The 18,829-nt window shown below is 74.3% G+C and carries 14 protein-coding genes; 6 read left to right on the forward strand and 8 right to left on the reverse strand.

Annotation, left to right across the window (positions count from 1 at the left end):
* The first annotated feature begins 67 nt into the window (after nucleotides 1–67).
* On the forward strand, nucleotides 68–1,288 hold the full coding sequence (locus tag OH807_RS35235) for a Dyp-type peroxidase (RefSeq protein WP_406207617.1): 1,221 nt from the start codon (nucleotides 68–70) through the stop codon (nucleotides 1,286–1,288).
* A 43-nt stretch (nucleotides 1,289–1,331) separates the two neighbouring features.
* On the opposite strand, the gene OH807_RS35240 is transcribed toward OH807_RS35235, so the two are convergent.
* Nucleotides 1,332–1,802 carry a hypothetical protein gene (locus tag OH807_RS35240; protein ID WP_406207620.1) on the reverse strand — a complete coding sequence of 157 codons (471 nt, stop codon included), beginning with the start codon at nucleotides 1,800–1,802 and terminating at the stop codon, nucleotides 1,332–1,334.
* A gap of 166 nt (nucleotides 1,803–1,968) precedes the next feature.
* On the opposite strand from OH807_RS35240, the gene OH807_RS35245 reads away from it, so the two are divergent.
* The 3 genes from OH807_RS35245 (at nucleotide 1,969) to OH807_RS35255 (ending at nucleotide 4,094) form a co-directional block, all read left to right on the forward strand.
* Nucleotides 1,969–2,955 (forward strand): DUF6528 family protein, encoded by a 987-nt coding sequence (locus OH807_RS35245; protein WP_406207622.1) that lies wholly within the window; start codon nucleotides 1,969–1,971, stop codon nucleotides 2,953–2,955.
* Nucleotides 2,956–3,228: 273 nt separating this feature from the next.
* Nucleotides 3,229–3,552, forward strand: coding sequence for a hypothetical protein (locus OH807_RS35250; protein ID WP_406207625.1), 324 nt, complete (start codon nucleotides 3,229–3,231; stop codon nucleotides 3,550–3,552).
* Nucleotides 3,549–4,094: an acyl-CoA thioesterase gene (locus OH807_RS35255; RefSeq protein WP_406207628.1), complete on the forward strand. Its 546-nt coding sequence runs from the start codon at nucleotides 3,549–3,551 to the stop codon at nucleotides 4,092–4,094. The genes OH807_RS35250 and OH807_RS35255 overlap by 4 nt, the downstream gene beginning before the upstream one ends.
* Nucleotides 4,095–4,378: 284 nt before the next feature.
* Here OH807_RS35255 and manA read toward each other — a convergent pair whose 3' ends face one another.
* The 7 genes from manA to OH807_RS35290 all read right to left on the reverse strand — a co-directional run bounded on the left by manA (nucleotide 4,379) and on the right by OH807_RS35290 (nucleotide 14,574).
* Nucleotides 4,379–5,647 carry a mannose-6-phosphate isomerase, class I gene (gene manA, locus OH807_RS35260; protein ID WP_406207631.1) on the reverse strand — a complete coding sequence of 423 codons (1,269 nt, stop codon included), beginning with the start codon at nucleotides 5,645–5,647 and terminating at the stop codon, nucleotides 4,379–4,381.
* Between the two features lie 20 nt (nucleotides 5,648–5,667).
* Complete coding sequence (locus OH807_RS35265; protein WP_406207634.1) at nucleotides 5,668–6,606, reverse strand: ROK family protein; 939 nt, start codon at nucleotides 6,604–6,606, stop codon at nucleotides 5,668–5,670.
* Nucleotides 6,607–6,735: 129 nt separating this feature from the next.
* Nucleotides 6,736–9,786: an alpha-mannosidase gene (locus tag OH807_RS35270; RefSeq protein ID WP_406207636.1), complete on the reverse strand. Its 3,051-nt coding sequence runs from the start codon at nucleotides 9,784–9,786 to the stop codon at nucleotides 6,736–6,738.
* A 134-nt stretch (nucleotides 9,787–9,920) separates the two neighbouring features.
* On the reverse strand, nucleotides 9,921–11,192 hold the full coding sequence (locus OH807_RS35275; RefSeq protein ID WP_406207638.1) for a glycosyl hydrolase: 1,272 nt from the start codon (nucleotides 11,190–11,192) through the stop codon (nucleotides 9,921–9,923).
* Nucleotides 11,193–11,235: 43 nt separating this feature from the next.
* On the reverse strand, nucleotides 11,236–12,144 hold the full coding sequence (locus OH807_RS35280; RefSeq protein ID WP_406207641.1) for a carbohydrate ABC transporter permease: 909 nt from the start codon (nucleotides 12,142–12,144) through the stop codon (nucleotides 11,236–11,238).
* A 2-nt stretch (nucleotides 12,145–12,146) separates the two neighbouring features.
* Nucleotides 12,147–13,019: a carbohydrate ABC transporter permease gene (locus OH807_RS35285; RefSeq protein WP_406207644.1), complete on the reverse strand. Its 873-nt coding sequence runs from the start codon at nucleotides 13,017–13,019 to the stop codon at nucleotides 12,147–12,149.
* A 268-nt stretch (nucleotides 13,020–13,287) separates the two neighbouring features.
* Nucleotides 13,288–14,574 carry an ABC transporter substrate-binding protein gene (locus tag OH807_RS35290; protein ID WP_406207647.1) on the reverse strand — a complete coding sequence of 429 codons (1,287 nt, stop codon included), beginning with the start codon at nucleotides 14,572–14,574 and terminating at the stop codon, nucleotides 13,288–13,290.
* Between the two features lie 145 nt (nucleotides 14,575–14,719).
* On the opposite strand from OH807_RS35290, the gene OH807_RS35295 reads away from it, so the two are divergent.
* Both OH807_RS35295 and OH807_RS35300 read left to right on the forward strand, forming a co-directional pair.
* A complete protein-coding gene (locus tag OH807_RS35295; RefSeq protein ID WP_406207650.1) occupies nucleotides 14,720–15,913 on the forward strand; it encodes a LacI family DNA-binding transcriptional regulator in 1,194 nt (397 codons plus the stop codon).
* A gap of 445 nt (nucleotides 15,914–16,358) precedes the next feature.
* Nucleotides 16,359–18,809 carry an endo-beta-N-acetylglucosaminidase gene (locus OH807_RS35300; protein WP_406207652.1) on the forward strand — a complete coding sequence of 817 codons (2,451 nt, stop codon included), beginning with the start codon at nucleotides 16,359–16,361 and terminating at the stop codon, nucleotides 18,807–18,809.
* The last annotated feature ends 20 nt before the right edge of the window (nucleotides 18,810–18,829 follow it).

Genomic DNA, 18,829 nt, shown 5'->3' on the forward strand with positions numbered 1-18,829 from the left:
ACGAGGTGACTGGCAATCATGAAGCTTGATTTGCATGGTACGTGTTCTATCGTCTCCAATAGGGTGCATGCCGACCGAACCGGAGAATGCGCCGTCGAACCGCTCCGCCGGGTCCGGTGTCGGGCGGCGGCGGGCGTTGCTGGCGGCCGGGGCGGTGCTCGCCGCCGGTGTCGGCGCGACGGTCGGCGAAGCGGTGGGCGGCGACCGTACCCCGGGTCGCGCCGGCGCCACCACCGGTGCGCCGCCGCCCGAGGCGCCGATCCCCTTCCACGGCGCCCGGCAGGCCGGGCTGACGGCTCCTCAGCTCCCGGCGACGAAGCTGCTCGCCTTCGACCTCCCACCGACCTCCGCCGCCACGGACCGCGAGGCCGTGCGCACCCTCCTCGCCGCCTGGACCAGCACCCTGGCCGCGGCGGCCGGACCGACGCCCGATCCGCGCCTGCGGACCGACGGTGGCGCGCCCCGGCTCACCTCGCTGGTCGGCCTCGGCCCGGCCCTCACCACCCGGCTCGCGCTCGCGCTCGCCCTCCCCGCCGGCTTCGCCGACCTCCCGCCGTTCCCCGGCGACCGTCTCGACCCGGCCCGCAGCGGCGGAGACCTGCTGCTCCAACTGTGCGCCGCCGACCACTGGACGCTCGCCGTCGTCGCCGAACTCGCCACCACGGCGGCCCGGAAGGCCGGCGCCACGCCCCGCTGGGCGCAGACCGGCTTCCTGCCCCGGACCGCACCGGGCGCCACGCCCCGCAACCTGCTCGGCTTCAAGGACGGCACCGCCAACCCCGACGAGGACGCCGCCCGCCAGTGGGTCTGGGGCCCGGCCGGGCCGCACGAGAACGCCACCGTCCTGGTCTACCGGCGGATCCGGATGGACACCGCGGCGTTCGCCGCCCTCCCCGAGGAGAAGCAGAACCTCGTCATGGGCCGCCGTGCCGGTGACGGCGCCCCGCTGACCGGCACCGCCGAGCACGATGAGCCGGACCTCTACGCCAAGCACCCCGACGGCGCCTACGTCATCCCGGCCACCGCCCACGTCCGCCTCACCGGCCCCCGACTCGACGGCGGCGCCCGGATGCTGCGCCGTGGCTACAGCTACGACGACGCCCCCGGCGACAGCGGGTTGCTGTTCTGCGCCTTCATGCGCGACCCCGGCCAGTTCACCCGCGTCCAGAACCGCCTCGCCGAGCGCGACGCGCTCAACCCCTTCGTCGAACACACCGCCTCCGCCGTCGCCTACGTCCTCCCCGGTGCCCCGGAGGGCACCACCCTCGGCGACCACCTCTGGGCCTGACCCGCCGGTCCGCTCTCCGCCGGTCCGGTGCCTCCGCGGGCCGTCAGGGGGCGGGCGTTCCGATGCTGCGCACCCAGACCAGGAGGGGCGGGAGGTCGGCCTCGGGTTCGGGGCTGCCGTCCGGGGCCGGCCCGACCGGGACGGCGGGCCCCGCCGGGCGGTTCGCCAGGTAGCCGGCGACGACCGGCGCGAGGTCGTCGGACGGCAGGTGCGCGCCGTCGAACGGCAGCTCCGTGCCGTCCACCGAGCCGGTGGAGCAGCGCAGCTGGTCGGCCTGTTCGTCGTGCCAGACGTAGAAGGTCGCCGCTCCGGAGTGGCCGGCGGCGTGCACGCGGGCGCGCAGGGCGTCCGCCGTCCGTTCGAAGGCGGCCACCACCTCGGGGACGGACAGCGACCGCCGGTCCGCGTCCTCGGTGCTCAGCCACCAGGTGTTGGTCTCGACCTCCTGGTACCGGTCGGTGGGCTCCAGCAGCAGGGGTTCGTCGGCGATCTCCGCGATGTACGTCAGCAGCACCGGGGCAGTCTCACCGACGGGGCGGGCCGGTGTCGAACCGGTCCGGCGACGGCGTCGGCCGTCCGGGCGCATCCGCTGGCCGCGCGGCCGGCCGCCCCGCACGGTGGAGCCCGGACGGTGGAGCCCGGGTCGTGGAGCCCGGGCGGGACGACGGAGGGACGGGTGCATGCGCGCGCTGCGGGCGGCGGTGGTGCCGGTGCTGGTGGCACTCGGGCTCGGGGTGCCGGCCGGCCCGGCCGGTGCGGCCGGGGTGGTGCGGCCGGGCTGGGCGGTCGTGGTGGTGGACCAGGGCTCCCGGAGCGTCCTCGTCCTGCAGAGTGCCGCGGAACTGATGGCCTACCGGGGGCCCGGCCGGCTGCCCGTGGTGTGGTCCTGGAGCGCCGACCGGGCGCCGGACCTCGCCGACCTCTCCCCGGCGCACAGCTGGTCGCAGCCGGACGAGGCGAAGAGCCGGACCAGGGCCGGCCGCCGGTACCTGCTCACCACCGCCTCCGGCGGGCTGGTGGCCGCCGTCGACACCGCGACCGGCCGCACCGCCTGGGCGGCGGACGTCGGCGGCGCGGCCAACCCGCACAGCGCCGAGCTGCTCCCCGACGGCAACGTGGCCGTGGTGGCCAGCACCGGCGGGTGGGTCCGGGTCTACGCCGCCTCGCAGGGGCCGCGGGCCACCGCCCACGCCGAGTACCGGCTGCCCGGGGCGCACGGCGTGCACCGGGACGGGCGCACCGGGCTGCTCTGGGCGGTCGGCGACGACACGCTCACGGCCCTGCGGGTGTCCGGCACGCCGGCGGTGCCCGTCCTCACCGCCGTCCGGTCGCTGCCGCTGCCGGAGCCGGGCGGGCACGACCTCGCGCCGGTGCTGGCCGCGCCCGGCCGGTTCTGGGTGAGCACCGCCGCGCACCTGTGGCAGGTCGACCCGGAGGGTGGCGGCTTCACCCGGGTGCGGCTCGGCACCGGCGCCGACGAGCAGGACCTGAAGAGCGTCGGTGACGAGCCGGGCACCGGGCGGCTGCTCACCGTGGCCCCCGACCACGCCGGCCCCTGCACCTGGTGCACGTCCGTGCTGACGCTCCACGGGCCCGACGGCGTGCGCGCGTTGCGCGGCACACAGCTGTACAAGGCCCGGTGGTGGACGAGTTGGGGCGGCGGCTGACCGGAGGGCCCGCCCCGGCGGGTCGCCCCGTCGGATCGCCACGGCGGCCCCGTCCGGCGGCCGCGGAGGCGCATCCGGCTGATGCGGCAGATTTTATACTCCGGCAAACTACTCCAATGGTGGGCAGTTTCCCCCGAGGATCCGTAAACCTGCGATGACGTGGCCGGGCTGGGATAGCGTCCGTTGCGCCGGGGGGTACGCGATCCGCGACTGAGCCGCTCCGGCGTATTCGAACGCATCCGACAAAAGTCGTATTCCTTTCGGAGGAAAACCATGCGTAATTGCCTTTCGGAAATCCGCTCGGGCGACGTGGACGAGCTGCGCCTCGCCGTGGACTCGCTCGCGGCGTTCCCGGCCCGCGGCGGCGCCGAGGGGGCCGACGTCCCCGAGCGCCTGGCGGCGGTGGCCGAGCTGTGCCGCGCCGTCGACGGGGTGCTCGACAGCCTGGTCGTCCAGGCCGCGGCCGAGGCCGCCGAGGAGGGCTGGACCGCCGCCCGGATGGCCACCGAACACGCCGTCTACTACGCCCGTTTGCAGCGGGCGCTGCTGCCCGCCGCGGCCGCCGGCCAGGGCGACGCCGGGCTGAAGAAGCAGTGAGCGCGCCGAACCCCAACGCGCACGTCCTGACCTGCCCCACCCGGTGGAGTGACGTCGACGAGAACGGACACATCAACAACGTCCGGCTGGTCTCGTACGTCCAGGAGGGGATCTACGACCTCTTCCGCCACCACGCGGTCGCCGTCCGGGAATCCCTTTTCCCGTCCGGATTCATCATCGCCCGGCACGAGATCGATTACCTGGAGCAGCTCCACCACCGGCCCGAGCCATTGCTCGTACGGCTGAGCGTGGAACGGCTGGGGCGGAGTTCCGCGCACGTCGAGGTGAATGTCTGCCGCGATCCGCACACCTATATGCGGGCGCGCACCGTGGTGGTCGCCCGGGACCGGGATTCCGGCCGCTCCCGCACCCTCAGCCCGTCCGAGCGACGGTTTCTCGAAGCGTTCGCGCCGGGCACGGCCCCGGCCGGGCAGCTGTCCCCGGCACCGTCCCAGCGGCTGCCGGTGAAGGTCCCGCGCGGCACCGGTCCGGCCGTCCCGGCCCACCGTACGCGCAGACGCTTCCGCACCGCGGCGCGCTGACGGCGGCGCCGATGCCGGCACCGACGACGCTGGCGGCATCGGCCACATGCACAGGAGTGACAACACCAGGATCAGTGGTGCCGGCGGCGGCAACGGAGCCGACCGCCGCGCCGCACTGACACCGGGGCTCCGCCCGGGACGCACCATCGGAGCGGCGCCCGGGCGTTCCCGCCGGGCCGGCGCCGCAGGTGGGCGCCGGCCCGGCGGAGCCCCGCGAGGCCCCGGCCGCCGAGCCGGCGCGGGCGGGCCCGGAAGTGGACGGGCCCGGCGCCCGGCAGGCGGGGTCAGGCGCCGGTGGTGGCGCGGAAGAGGTGGGCGGCCGGGCCGGTGAGCTGGACGGGGGTGGTGGTGGGGGGCAGGTAGGCGGAGTGGCCCGGGCCGAGGTCGAGGGTGGCGCCGTCGGCGGTGCGCAGGCGCGCCCGGCCGGCGGTGCAGAGCAGGATCTGCGGCGCGCCGGCGAGGTCGACCCGGACCGGGGTGGCGGTGGGGCGGAGCACGGAGAGCCCGAACTCGGCGGCGGGGGAGGGGTACCGGTGCTCGATCCCGCTGCGGCCGGTCACCGGTTCGGCGGTGCGGACGGGCGGTTCGCCGGTGCGGAAGGACGTCACCGCGAGCAGGCCGTCCACGTCGACGTGCTTGGCGGTCAGGCCGCAGCGCAGGACGTTGTCCGAGTTGGCCATCAGCTCCACGCCCACCCCGCGCAGGTACGCGTGCGGCACGCCGGCGTCCAGGTACAGCGCCTGGCCGGCGGTGAGCCGGACATGGTTGAGCAGCAGCGCGGCGACCAGCCCGGGATCGCCCGGGTAGTCGCGGGCGGCCCGCGCGTACGCGGCGCAGGCACCGGCGAACGGGCCGCCGCCCGCGGCGGTGCGGTGCAGCGCGTCGGTCACGGCGACGAGGTCGGCCGGGCCGGGGCGGACGTCGTCCAGGGTGTGCCGCAGCAGCGCGGGCAGGACGTCCTCGGCGGGCCGGTGCCGCAGGGCGCCGGCCCACGGGGCGAGCAGCGGGACGTCGAGTTCGTCGAGCAGCGCGGCGGTGCCGGCGGCCGGGCGGAACCCGCAGAGCGCCTCGAAATCGCCCAGGGCGCAGATCAGTTCGGGTTTGTGGTCGCGGTCCTTGAAGACCCGGTGCGGGGCGGTCGGCGGGATGCCGCGGGCCTCCTCGGCCGCCCACCCGGCCTCGGCCTGCGCGCGGGTGGGGTGGACCTGGAGGGAGAGGGCCCGGTCGGCGGCGAGCACCTTGAGGAGGAAGGGCAGCCGGGGGCCGAACCGCCCCACGGTGGCCGGTCCGAGGTAGGCCGCCGGGGCGTCGGCGATCAGGTGGTCCAGCGGCCGCGGGCCGCGCCCGTCGTCGAGCACGGACGGTGCGGACGGATGGGCGCCCATCCAGAGCTCGGCCTGCGGCGCGCCGGTCGGCGCGGTGCCGGTGAGCGCGGGGAGGGCGGTGACGGAGCCCCACGCGTAGTCGCGCACCGGGTTGGCGAGCAGCGCGAACGCCGGCACGGCGGCCGGGGGCAGAAGGGCCGGGGACGGGGGCCGGGCGGGTGCGGGCATGCGGGAGCTCCGGTGGGAGGTCAGCGGCAGAGTGCCGCGGCGCCGATCAGGCCGGCGTCGGTGCCGAGTTCGGCGCGGCGGACGTCGAGCCCGCGGATGTAGGGCAGCGCGGCGTACTGGTCCAGGTGGCGGGCGAGCGGGTCGAAGAGCACGGCGCCGGCGGCGGCGACCCCGCCGCCGATCACCACCCGGCGGAGGTCGGCCAGCGCGGCGGTGGCGGCGATGCCGGCGGCCAGCGCCCGGGCGGCCCGGTCGAAGGCGGCCAGGGCGACGGGGTGGCCGGCCTGCGCGTCGGCCGCCACCGCGCGCGCGGAGCGGTCCTCCCCGGTGGGCAGCCACCCCAGGTCGAGGGCGTGGCGGGCGATGGCCGTGCCGCTGGCGATGCCCTCCAGGCAGCCGCGCGAGCCGCACGGACAGGGCGCGCCGTCGAGGTCGACGGTGATGTGGCCGAGGTGGCCGGCGTTGCCGCTGGGGCCGGGGCGGACGGCTCCGTCGAGCACCAGGCCGGCGCCGACACCGGTGGAGACGACCAGGCAGAGCGCGTTGTCGGCGCCGCGGGCCGCGCCGCGCCAGTGTTCGGCGGCGGCCATCGCGACGCCGTCCCCGGCGAGGGCGACGCGGAGCCCGTCGACGGCCCGGTGCGCGGAGACCTCGGCGGTGAGCGGGAACGCGCGCCAGCCGGGGATGTTGACGGGGCTGACGGTGCCGTGGACGAGGTCCACCGGGCCGGCGCTGCCGATGCCGACCGCGCCGACCGCGCCCCACTCGGGGGCGGCGGCCAGGTGGTCCAGCACCCGGTGCACCACGGCGAGCACGGCGGCGCCGGACTCCTGCGCCGGGGTGGGGAGCTGGATCCGGTGGGTGAGCGCTCCGGCCGGGTCGACGAGCGCCCCGGCGATCTTCGTCCCGCCGATGTCGAGGGCGGCGAACAGCGGGGCGGCGGACGGGGGGACGGTCATGGCGGTGTGCTCCGGAGCGGTGAGGCGGCAGACGGGCAGGATCAGTCAGCAGGGTAGGCCGGGCGGGGCACGGGCCGGGCGGGGGCCCCGCCCCACCCGGCCCGGCGCGGGCCGACGCCCGCCCCGCCGTCAGCCCGCGGCGGGCGTCAGCCGCAGCGTGACCAGCTCGAACGGCCGCAGCGCGAGCGTCACGCCGTCGCCGTCCGGCACGACCTCGCCGCGCGTGCCGTCCCACGGCCGCTCCAGCAGGTCGCAGGGCACCGCGCCGGCCAGCGGGAACGAGGTGCCGAGCCGGCCCCGGGCGCGGCCGCCGTGCGCCTCGTAGACGCGGACGACCAGATCGCCGCTGCCGTCGTCGGCGAGCTTGACGGCGCTGACCACGATCGCGTCCTCGTCCAGCTCCACCAGCGGCCGCACCGCGTCCACGGAGCCGGTGACCCGCCGCTCGGGCAGGCTGATCCGGTAGCCCTCGCGGACGGCGTCGGCGATCCCGGCGCCCGGCACCAGGGCGTGCCGGAACCGGTGCAGGCCCTGGTCGGTCCGCGGGTCGGGGAAGCGCGGGGCGCGCAGCAGCGAGAACCGCACCGTCGTGGTGGTGCCGCCGTCCGACGCGCGGACCGTCCGGGTGACGTCGTGGCCGTAGGTGGAGGCGGTGACCAGGGCGACGCCCCAGCCGGGCTCGTCCAGGTGGACGAAGCGGTGGTTGCAGGCCTCGAACTTGGCGGCCTCCCAGCTGGTGTTGGTGTGGGTGGGCCGGTACAGGTGGCCGAACTGGGTCTCGGCGGCGTACCGCTCGGTGTGCACGTCGAGCGGGAAGGCCGCCTTGAGGAACTTCTCGGTCTCGTGCCAGTCCACCTCGGTGTCGATGTCCAGCCGCCGTTCCCCGGCGTGCAGGGTGAGCGTCTGGACGACGGTGGACGAGCCGAAGGAGCGGGCCACCCGGACGGCCGCGGCGTCCGGCGCGTCGAGGGAGACCGTCACCGAGTCGGCGGCGGTCAGGTCGGTCACGGTGTTGCGGTAGAACTGGTCCACGTCCCAGGCGTCCCACATGTTCGGGAAGTCGGGGTGCAGCTGGAGCAGGTTGGCCCGGGTGCCGGGGGCCACCGTCTCCCGGCCGGTGGCCAGGTCGACCACCGAGACCACCAGGCCGTCACCGTCCACCGTCACCGACAGCAGGCCGTTGGCCAGCACGAAGCCGCCCTCCGGCCGTGCGCCGACGGTGCAGCGCGGTCCGTCCGGTGCGGCGACCGCCAGGGCTCCGCCGGCCGGTACCGCGGTGCGCCGGTGCGGGGCCGCGTTGAAGGCCAGTTCACGCCCGCCCGCGGCGTCCCCGGCGAGGGCCTGCTGCGCCGCGCCGATCAGGGCGTCCAGCTCGGCGGCGAGCCCGGCGTAGGTGGCCTCCGCCTCGCGGTGCACCCAGGCGATCGACGAGCCGGGCAGGATGTCGTGGAACTGGTGCAGCAGCACCGTCTTCCAGATCCGGTCCAGCTCCTGGTACGGGTAGCGGAGCCCGGTGCGCAGCGCGGCGGTGGCGCACCACAGCTCGGCCTCGCGCAGCAGGCTCTCGCTGCGCCGGTTGCCCTGCTTGGTCCGGGCCTGGCTGGTCAGCGTGGCCCGGTGCAGTTCGAGGTACAACTCGCCGACCCAGACCGGCGGTTGCGGGTACTCGGCCTCGGCCTTCGCGAAGAACTCCGCGGGCCGCTCCCAGCGGACGGTGGCGGAGCCCTCCAAGTCCCGCAGCCGGGCGGCCTTGGCGACCATCTCGCGGGTGGTGCCGCCGCCGCCGTCGCCCCAGCCGGTCGGCGCGATCGAGTGCCGGGCGACTCCCTTGTCCTTGAAGTTGCGTGCCGCGTGGGCGATCTCGCTGCCCTTCATGGAGCAGTTGTAGGTGTCCACGGGCGGGAAGTGGGTGAAGATCCGCGTCCCGTCGATGCCCTCCCAGAGGAAGGTGTGGTGCGGGAACTTGTTGACCTGGCTCCACGAGATCTTCTGCGTCAGCAGCCACTTGGAGCCCGCGTTGCGGATCACCTGGGGCAGCCCGCCGGTGAAGCCGAAGGTGTCGGGGAGCCAGGCCTCCTCGTTCTCGATCCCGAACTCCTCCAGGAAGAACCGCTTGCCGTGCACGAACTGACGGGCCATCGCCTCCGAGGAGGGCATGTTGGTGTCGGACTCCACCCACATCCCGCCGGCCGGGACGAAGCGGCCCTCGGCGACGGCCTTCTTGACCCGCGCGTACACCTCGGGCCGGTGCTCCTTGATCCAGGCGAACTGCTGCGCCTGGGACATGGTGTAGACGAAGTCCGGCTCGTCCTCCAGCAGCGCCGTCATGTTGGCGGTGGTCCGGGCGACCTTGCGGACGGTCTCGCGCAGCGGCCAGAGCCAGGCCGAGTCGATGTGCGCGTGGCCGACGGCGCTGATCCGGTGCGCGGACGGCGCCGCGGGCGCGGCCAGCACCTCGGCGAGCTGCACGCGGGCGGCCGCGGCGGTGCCGTTGACGTCCTGGAGGTCGATCGCGTCCAGGGCCCGCTCGACGGCCCGCAGCACGTCCCAGCGACGGGCGCCGTCGACCGGCAGCTCCGCCATCAGCTCGCCGAGCACCTCCAGGTCGAGGACGAGCTGCCAGACCGTCTCGTCGAAGACGGCGAGGTCCATCCGGGCCAGCTTGTACTGCGGTTCGGCCCCGGCAGTCTCCTTGTCGCCCAACTCGGTGGGCAGGAAGGGGTGGTAGTCGAGGATGACCGGGTTGGAGGCGGCTTCGACGTGCAGCTCGACCTGCTCGCCGCCGGCCGCCGGGGCGGCGATCCGCACCCACTGGTTCTGCGGGTTGAGGCCCTTCACCGGGGTGCCGTCCGGGCGGTAGACCAGGCCCTCGCACTGGAAGCCGGGCATGTTGGCGTCGAAACCGAGGTCGATCAGCGCCTCGACCGTCCGCCCGGCCCAGGCCTCGGGCACCGTGCCGGTGACGGTGATCCAACTGGTGCCCCAGGGCGCTCCCCAGGCGTCCCCGACGGCGATCGGGGTGCGCGGCGCGGCCAGGCCCTCCGCGACCGGGACGGGCTCGCCGGGAGCCGTCCAGACCGACACCTCCAGCGGGACGGCGGCGGGGTACACCGCCGGGCGGATGCGCTCGTCCAGGACGCGCTTGAGACGGGACTCGACCAGGCTGCGGTCATCGTGCATGTCAGCGGGCTCCGTTGCGGTACTGAGAGGGTGGGCGGTGATCGTCGGCGGTGATCGTGAGGGGCGTCGGGGTGGTCGTCAGGACGGTCACCGGGGCGGGTGGTTGCCGAGGTGGGCGGTCGGCGGGGTGGTCGTCAGGGTACGTCGTACGGGTGGACCACCTCGGTGATCCCGCGCGCGGCCAGGTGGGCGGCGTCGCCCGCGCGTTCGGCCAGCACGGTGGTCGGCCGGGCGCCGTCCGCGGCCAGCCGCATGAACGCCTCGAAGACGGCGCCGCCGGGGGCGCAGACCGACCGCTTCGGCGAGGTGACCTCGTCGCCGGTGGCGACCACCACGGCGGTGGTGCGCGCAGGCGGCGGCTGCCAGCCGGCCCGTACCTCCCGGGCGGCGGCGGCGATCCGGGCACCGGCGGGCTTCACCCGGCGGCCGGTGGTCAGCAGGCCGAGGCTGTACTCCAGCTCGGGGAAGTCCGCCAGCGCGCGGTCCACGTCGTGCGAGCACCACCAGGTGACGCCCCAGAGGTCCGGGCAGTCCAGCACGGCGGCCACCGTGTCACCGGTGAAGCGGGCGGCGTCCCCGGCGGTGATGTGCGGGGCGGGCGCGCCGACCTCCTGCAGCCAGACCGGGCGGTGCGGGTCGTCCGCCCAGGCCTTGGAGAGCTCGACCAGGTAGGCGGCGTGCTGGGCGGTGGCGGTGGAGTGCGCACCGTAGCGCTGCGCGGTGCCGTTGAACACCCAGGAGTGCACGGCGGTGGCGGCGCCGATCCGGGCCGAGTGCCAGGGGGTGAACGGGTGCTCGTCGAGGTACCAGGCAGCGTCGTAGGAGGCGTGCAGGTGGAGCCCGCCGGGCGCGCCCTGCTCGCAGGCGGCGAGCATCCGGCGCAGCCAGGCGTCCACCTGCCCGGGGTCGGCCCGGTCCGGGTCGGGGTGCGGCTCGCCGGAGAACTGGTTGACCTCGTTGCCGACCGTCATGCCCAGGAAGTTGGGCCGCCCGTGCAGCGCCGCGGCGAGGGTGCGCAGGTACTCGGCCTGCCCGTCCAGCACGTCCGGGTCGGTGAAGAGGTTCCGCCGGTGCCAGGTCTGCGTCCACGAGGGCTGGAAGTCGAAGCTGGACAGGTGGCCCTGGAGGCCGTCGACGGCGACGTCCAGCCCGCGCTCGCCGGCGGCGTCGACCAGGGCGGTGAGCTGTTCGACGGCGCGCGGGCGGACCAGGGTGCGGTTCGGCTGGAAGACCGGCCAGATCGGGAAGACCCGGACGTGGTCCAGGCCGAGGCCGGCGATCGAGTCGAGGTCGGCGCGGACGGCGTCGAGGTCGAAGTCGAGCCAGTGGTGGAACCAGCCGGCGGTCGGGGTGTAGTTGACGCCGAAGCGCGGCGCGCGGGGGGCGGGGTGCTGGGCGGCGGTCATCCTCGGGGCTTCCTCGGTGGGTGCGGTGCTGACGGGGCGGCGGCTATCCCTTGACGGCTCCCTCCTCGACGCCGCGGAAGAAGAAGCGCTGGCAGACGGCGAACACCAGGACGATCGGCAGGAAGGCGATCATGGTGCCGGCGGCGATCAGCCGGGGGTTGGCGGTGAACGTGCCGTTGAGGTACTGCAGGCCGACGGTGAGGGTGTACTTCTGCGGGTCGTTGAGCACGATCAGCGGCCAGAGGAAGTCGTCCCAGGCGCCGATGAAGGTGAAGATGACGATCACGCTGAGCATGCCGCGCACGTTCGGCAGGCCGACGTGCCAGAGCCGCTGCCAGACGTTGGCGCCGTCCACCAGGGCGGCCTGGTCGAGTTCGGGCGGCACGGCGGCGAAGGCGGTCCGCATCAGCAGCACGTTGAGCATGGCGAGCGCGCCGGGCAGGGCGACGCCGGCCAACGTGTCGGCCAGGCCGAGGCCGCGCACCGTCACGTACTGGGAGACCACGGTGGCCTCGCCGGGGAGGACGAGGGTCGCCAGGAAGAGGCCGAGCAGCAGCCGGGCGCCGCGGAAGCGCAGCTTGGCGAGGGCGTAGCCGGCGAGCGTGCAGCCGACCACGTTGCCGAAGATCGCGATGGCGGCGACGATCAGCGAGTTGGCCGCGTACGTCCACACCGGGATGGTGTCGGCGACCTTGGCGTAGTTCGCGAAGGTGAGGTCCTCCGGGAAGAACCGCGGCGTGCTGGTGTAGATGTCCTCGTCGGGGCCCTTGAGCGAGGTGGAGAGCTGCCAGAGGAAGGGGCCGACGACCAGCAGCAGCACCAGGACCAGGAGCAGGTAGCGCAGTGCGAGCTGGGCGGGCGTGGCGGTGTTGAAGCTCCGGGCCCGGCGCCGGGGCGGGCCGGCTGCCCGGGCGGTGTCGGCGGGCGGCGCCGGTGCGACGGTCGGGGTCATGGTCAGGCCGCCTTCCGGTTGAGGCGCGTCAGCAGCAGCATCGGGCCGAGGGTGATGACGAACAGCAGCAGGCTGAGCGCGGAGGCGTAGCCCAGGTGACCGGTGAAGCCGCGGCTGTACATCTGGATCAGCATCACCACCGACATGTCCCGGCCGCCGGGGCCGCCGGTGCCGTTGGAGAGCACGTACAGCTCGGAGAAGACGCGCAGCGAGGAGACCGAGATCAGCACCGAGATCAGCACCATGGTGGGCCGCACCCCGGGCAGGGTGACGTGCCAGAAGCGGCGGACGGCGCTCGCACCGTCCACGGCGGCGGCCTCGTGCAGCTCGCGGCCGACGTTGGCCAGCGCCGACAGGTAGATCACCATGTAGTAGCCGAGGCCCTTCCAGGTGGTCAGGGCGATGGCGCTGAGCAGCAGCAGCCAGCGGTCGGTGAGGAAGTCGACCGGGGTGTCGGTGAGCCCGCTCTGCCGGAGCACGCCGTTCACCAGGCCGCGGTCGTCGAGCGCCCAGCCCCAGATCAGCGCGACCACGACGGCGGAGGCGACGACGGGGGTGTAGAAGGCGGTGCGGAAGAAGGTGATGCCGGGCAGCCTGCGCTGGACGAGCAGGGCGAGCAGCAGTGGCAGGACGGTGAGCAGCGGCAGGCAGATCAGCAGGTAGACGATGCTGTTGAGGAGGGCGTCGGCCAGCTGGTCGTCGTCGAGTATCCGCTCGTAGTTGGCGAGGCCGGTGAAGTGCCCGCCGCCCAGGGGCTTGGCGTTGGTGAACGACAGGATCACCGTGTTGGCGGCCGGCCAGAGGTTGAAGACGGCCAGCCAGACGATCGCGGGCCCGGCCAGCAGCCAGGGGGTGAACCAACGCCGGTGGGTCATTGTGTGGCCTTCCTGGGGGTGGTGCGGGTCGTGCCCGGCGGGCGGCGGCCCCGGGGGTGGGCCTGCATCTCCGGGGGCCTGCCTCGGGCGTGCTGCCCCGGGGTCCGCCTCGGGGGTCCGCCTCGGGGTCCGGGGGTGGGTGGGCCCGGGGGCGGCCCGGGGCCGAGGGGGCTCCCCGGCCCCCGGGGGTCGGGGGTCCGGGGGCGGGGAACCCCCTCGGTGGGGCCGCCGGGCGGCCGGGCGGCCGGTACCGGCTCCGGCGGGGCCGTCAGCCCTTGAGCAGCTGGTTGCAGCGCTCGACGGCGGTGTTCAGGGCCTGCTGGGAGCTCGCGTCCCCGCTGATCGCCAGGGCGATCTGCTGGTTGATGATCGTGCTCATCGCGTCGTCCACCTGGACCGGCTGGACGATCTTCGCCTTGGCCAGCGAGGTGAACGCGACCACCTTGGCGTCGCCGGCGTTGGTGCCGTCGCTCCGGCTGAAGAACGGGTCGCCCGCGGAGGCCTTGGTGGACGGGAAGATGCTGGTCAGGTGGGCGAACTTGGCCTGGTTCTCCGGGCTGGTGACCCAGCGGGCCAGGGCCACCGCCGCGGCCGGGTTCTTGGTGCTCTTCGGGATGGACAGCCCCTGCACGTACAGCGGCGGGGTGCCGGTGGCCGCGGAGGAGACCATCTTCGGGGCGAGGGTGGGGTTGTCGACGGCGAGGCTGGTGATGAGGTTGCCGCCACCGGTCGTCCAGGCCGCCGTCCCGGCGTTGAAGAGCTTGGAGTTGCCGACGTAGGTGTTGGTCAGGACGTCCTTCGGCAGCAGGCCCTCCTTGAACGCGTCGCGGTACTTGTCCAGCAGGGCGGCGGCCTCGGGGGTGTTGAAGGTGAAGGACTTGCCGTCCTCGGCCATCACCCGGACGCCGGCGTCGACGAGGTCGCCGAGCCCCGGCTTGCGGCTCATCAGGTAGGTCTCTCCGCCCGACTTCTCCTTCATCACCCTTGCCTGGGCGATGAGTTCGTCGAGACTTCCGGGGAGCTTGTGCGGATCCAGACCGTTCTTGGTGAGCAGCTCGGCATTCCAGTAGTTGACGTCGGTGTTGAGGTACCAGGGGTAGCCGTAGGTGCCGTCCTGGCCGGTGAAGCGGTAGGCGTCGATGCCGCCGGCCACGTACTCGTCGGCCAGCTTCGGGTCGGCCTTGGCGACGTCCAGCAGCAGGTTCTGCTTCGCCAGCGGGAGGGCGAAGTCCGGCGGGAGGTTGACCACGTCGGGCAGGGTGCCGGCCGCGGCCTGGCTGAGCACCTTCGCGGAGTAGCCGTCGCCGGGCTGGTCGAGCCAATCGACCTCGACGCCCGGGTACTTCTGTTTGAAGCCGTCGATCACGCCCTGCACGTAGTCGGTGAACTTCGGCTTGAGCGACCAGGTCTGGAGCGAGACCTTGCCCTTGACCTCGCCGGTGGCGGCCGCACTCGCCGCGGTGTCGTCGCTCTTGGTGTCGGAGCCTAGTCCGCACCCGGTGAGCACGCTGGCGGCGACCGCCGCCGTCGTCACTGCCGCCCAGATTCTTCGCATGAGGGTCTCCCGGTCCAGGGGGGTGGGTGGAGGGATGCTGCGGGGATTGCGCTGGGTTTCAGAACCTGGCTTACTAAACCGGTCTAGCTGTTGCAGGGACTATGCTCCCGCCTAAACTTGGATGTCAAGAGAGGAGTCGGAACCTGTGGGCAGACCGACCATCGCCGACATCGCCCGCCAGGCAGGTGTCTCCAAGGGCGCGGTGTCATTCGCGCTCAACGGGCGCCCCGGGGTGAGCGAGGCGACCAGGGCCCGGATTCTCCGGGTCGCCGAGGAGATGAACTGGCGGCCGCACAGTGCCGCCCGCGCCCTCGGCGGAGCCAGGGCCGACGCCGTCGGCCTGGTGATTGCCCGCCCGGCCCGGACCATCGGCGTCGAGCCGTTCTTCAGCCAACTGCTCTCCGGCCTCCAGGGCGTGCTCTCCGCGCACTCGGTGGCCCTGCACCTGATGGTGGTCGAGGACACCGCGGCCGAGATCGAGGTCTACCGGCGCTGGACGTCGGAGCACCGCGTCGACGGCTTCATCGTGGTCGATCTGCAGCTGCGCGACCCGCGGCTGGCCGTGCTGGAGGAGCTCGGCGCACCCGCCGTCGTCCTGGGCGGCCCCGGCAAGGGCACCGGTCCGCTGCGGATCTGGGCCGACGACCGGGAGGCGATGCTCTCGATCGTCGACTACCTGGCCGCGATCGGTCACCGGCGGATCGCCCACCTGGCCGGGCTGCCGCACTTCCAGCACACCCAGCGCCGGATCCGGGCGCTGCGCGACGCCTCCCGGCGGCTCGGCCTGGAGGAGGCGGTCTCGGTGCCGACCGACTTCAGCGACGCCGAGGGCGCCGCCGCCACCCGCACCCTGCTCTCCCGCCCCCGGCGGCCCACCGCGATCGTCTACGACAGTGACGTGATGGCGGTGGCCGGCCTCGGCGTGGCCGGCGAGATGGGCGTCGCGGTGCCCGGCGAGCTGTCGATCGTCTCCTTCGACGACTCGGTGCTCGCCCGGATCGTCCACCCGCCGCTCACCGCGCTCAGCCGGGACACCTTCGCCCTCGGCGAGCAGGTCGCCCGGAGCCTGCTCGCGGTGATCGACGACGCCGGGCCCGGGCGGGACCTGCAGATGCCGACCCCGCGGCTGACCGTGCGCGAGTCCACCTCGCCGCCGGGGAGCGGTCCGGCGGGGGGCGATCCGCCGGGGGCCGGTCCGGCGGCTACCGGACGGGCGGCGGCCGGTCCGGCGGCGGCCCGTCCGTCCGTGGAGGCACCCGCCGTCGATCGGGCGGTGGCGGATTCACCGGTGGGGGTGGCCTCCGCCGGCACCGTTGACAGCACCTCTGAACCGGTTTAGCCTCGCTGCGCCGAGCGACTCCCGCTCGGCGCACCACCGCGGGCGGGAGCCGGCGGGCCGCCCGCGGCCCGCCGCCGGCCGCGCGGAGCGTTCGTGCCCGGTGCGGCCCGCCGGTGCCGCGGGCGCCGTTCCTGCACGGCCGGGCACCGCACCACGCCCGGCGGGAGCCGCACACCGCTGCCCCCACGCATGCCCTTTCGGACGGTCCGGCTCGCGGCCGTCCGCACGCACCCGCACGCCGCTCCGCACCGCGCTCCCGCACCGCGCCCCCACCCCCGCGCCGCGCTCCCGCACCGCCGGCCGCGCCGCGTCCACCTGCACAGCGCCACCCGTACAGCGCCACCCGTACAGCGCCACCTGCACAGCGCCACCCATGCCGGTACCCGGGCCGCCCCGAGCGGGCGGCCCGCACCCCCACCCTCCTCCGCCCGATCGGAGCCACCGCATGTCACGACGCCTCCCGTTGCTGCTCAGCGCCGCCCTCGGGGCCGCCGTCCTGGGCGCCGCCCCCGCCGCCCACGCCGACGTCACGGCCGCCCCCGCACCGGCCCCCGCCACTGCCGCCCCCGGCACCCAGCCCTACGCCTCGTACTGGTACCCGAACAGCATCCTGAACTGGGACCCGGCCACCGATCCGGACGCCCGGTTCAACCGCTCGCGGGTACCGCTCCAGCCCCGCACCAGTGACCCCGCCCTCAAGGCCAACCCCAACGCCCGGGCCGGCGAGGGCAAAGTGGCCTCGCTGGTCTCCTTCGGGCCGACCTCCAACAACCCCTCCCAGGGATCCGCCGACCCCAACTACTACGCCTTCGGCTACTGGCAGTACGTCGACAAGCTGGTCTTCTGGGGCGGATCGGCCGGCGAGGGCCTGATCCTCGCCCCCAACCCGACCGTCATCGACGCCGCCCACCGCAACGGCGTCAAGGTGTACGGCACCGTCTTCTTCCCGCCCGCCGCGTACGGCGGCCAGCTCCAGTGGGTGCGCGACTTCGTCCAGAAGTCCGGCACCCGCTACCCCGTCGCCGACAAGCTCACCCAGGCCGCCCAGTACTACGGCTTCGACGGCTGGTTCATCAACCAGGAGACCGGCGGCGGGGATTCGGCGCTCGCCGGCGAAGTCCGCAACCTGATGCAGTACACCAGGGCCCAGAGCGGCACCGAGTTCATGTGGTACGACGCCATGACCGAGTCCGGCTCGGTGAACTGGCAGAACGCGCTGACCCCCGCCAACGACTCCTTCCTCCAGGAGGGCGCCAGGCGCACCTCCGACTCGATGTTCCTGAACTTCAACTGGAGTGCCGGCGGCCTGGATTCGTCCCGCACGCTGGCCCGCGGCCTCGGCCGCGGCGAGTACGACCTCTACTCCGGCATCGACACCGAGGCCAACGGCTACAACACGGGCGTCGACTGGAACGCGCTCTTCCCGGCCGGTCGGCCGCACACCACCTCGCTCGGCCTCTACCGCCCCGAGTGGACGTGGAAGTCCGCCACCGACCGCGCCGACTTCTACGCCAAGGACGCCCGCTACTGGGTGGGCGCCAACAGCGACCCCTCCAACACCACGACCTCCGCCGGCTGGAAGGGCCTCGCGACGTACGTCGCGGAGTCCTCGCCGATCACTGCCAAGCCCTTCGTCACCAACTTCTCCACCGGCCAGGGCGACTTCTGGAACACGGCCGGCACCCGGACCGCCACCGGCGGCTGGAACAACCTCTCGCTCCAGGACGTCCCGCCCACCTACCGCTGGCTGGTCAGCTCCACCGGCAGCCGGCTCACCCCGTCCGTCGACTTCACCGACGCCTACGAGGGCGGCTCCTCGCTGCGCCTGAGCGGCACCCTGGACGCCGCCAACACCGTCCGGCTCTACCAGAGCAGGCTGCCGGTGGCGTCGGACAGCAAACTGTCGCTGGTGCTGAAGACCCCGGCCGCCGGGGCGACCGGACTGAAGGCGGCGATCTCCTTCACCGACGCGCCGAACAGCTTCACCACGCTCGACCTGGGCGCCAACTCCGGCACCGGGTGGGAGCGGCACACCCTGGACCTCTCCGCCTACTCCGGCCGCACCATCGCCCAGATCGGCCTGCGGGCCGAGGGCTCCAGCCCGGCCTACGACATCCGGATCGGCCAGCTCGCCGTCTACGACGGCGCGGTGGACGCACCGGGTGCCCCCACCGGCCTCACCGTGCTCGGCGCGAGCGATGTCGTGGCCGGCTCCAGTCAGTCGCTGCGGCTCTCCTGGACGGCCCCGACGGGCGGCGCCGCCGTCCACCACTACGAGCTGTACCGGCTGGGCGCCGACGGCACCCGGACGTACCTCGGCGCCACCCCGTCCGACGCGTACTTCGTCAACAAGCTCGACCGGGCGGGCACCGAGGCCGGCACGACGATCGACGTCGAGGCGGTCTCCACCGAGTACGGCCGCTCCACCGCCGCCAGCACCACCGTCTCCTGGACCGGCACCCCGCCCACCGGCGGGAACCTCGCACTGAACCGGCCCGCCACCGCCTCCGGCCAGTGCAACGCCAACGAGACGGCGGCCAAGGCCGTCAACGGCACCGTGAACGGCGGCAACGGCGACAAGTGGTGCACCACCGGCTCGGCCAAGTGGCTGGAGGTGGACCTCGGTTCGGCCAAGCCGCTGACCAAGTTCGTGGTCAAGCACGCGTCGGCGGGCGGCGAGAGCGCCTCCTTCAACACCCGCGACTTCAGCATCCAGGTGCGCAACTCCACCAGTGACGCCTGGAGCACCGTCGCGACCGTCACCGGCAACACCGCCGGCACCACCACCCACCCGGTCACCGCCACGGCCCGTTACGTCCGGCTGGTCGTCACCAAGCCCACCCAGACCACCGACCCCGCCGCCCGCGTCTACGAGTTCGAGGCCTGGGGCGCGTAACGCGCCGCACCCGCTGAAAG

Source organism: Kitasatospora sp. NBC_01560 (assembly GCF_045208415.1).
Classification (GTDB): Bacteria; Actinomycetota; Actinomycetes; order Streptomycetales; family Streptomycetaceae; genus Kitasatospora.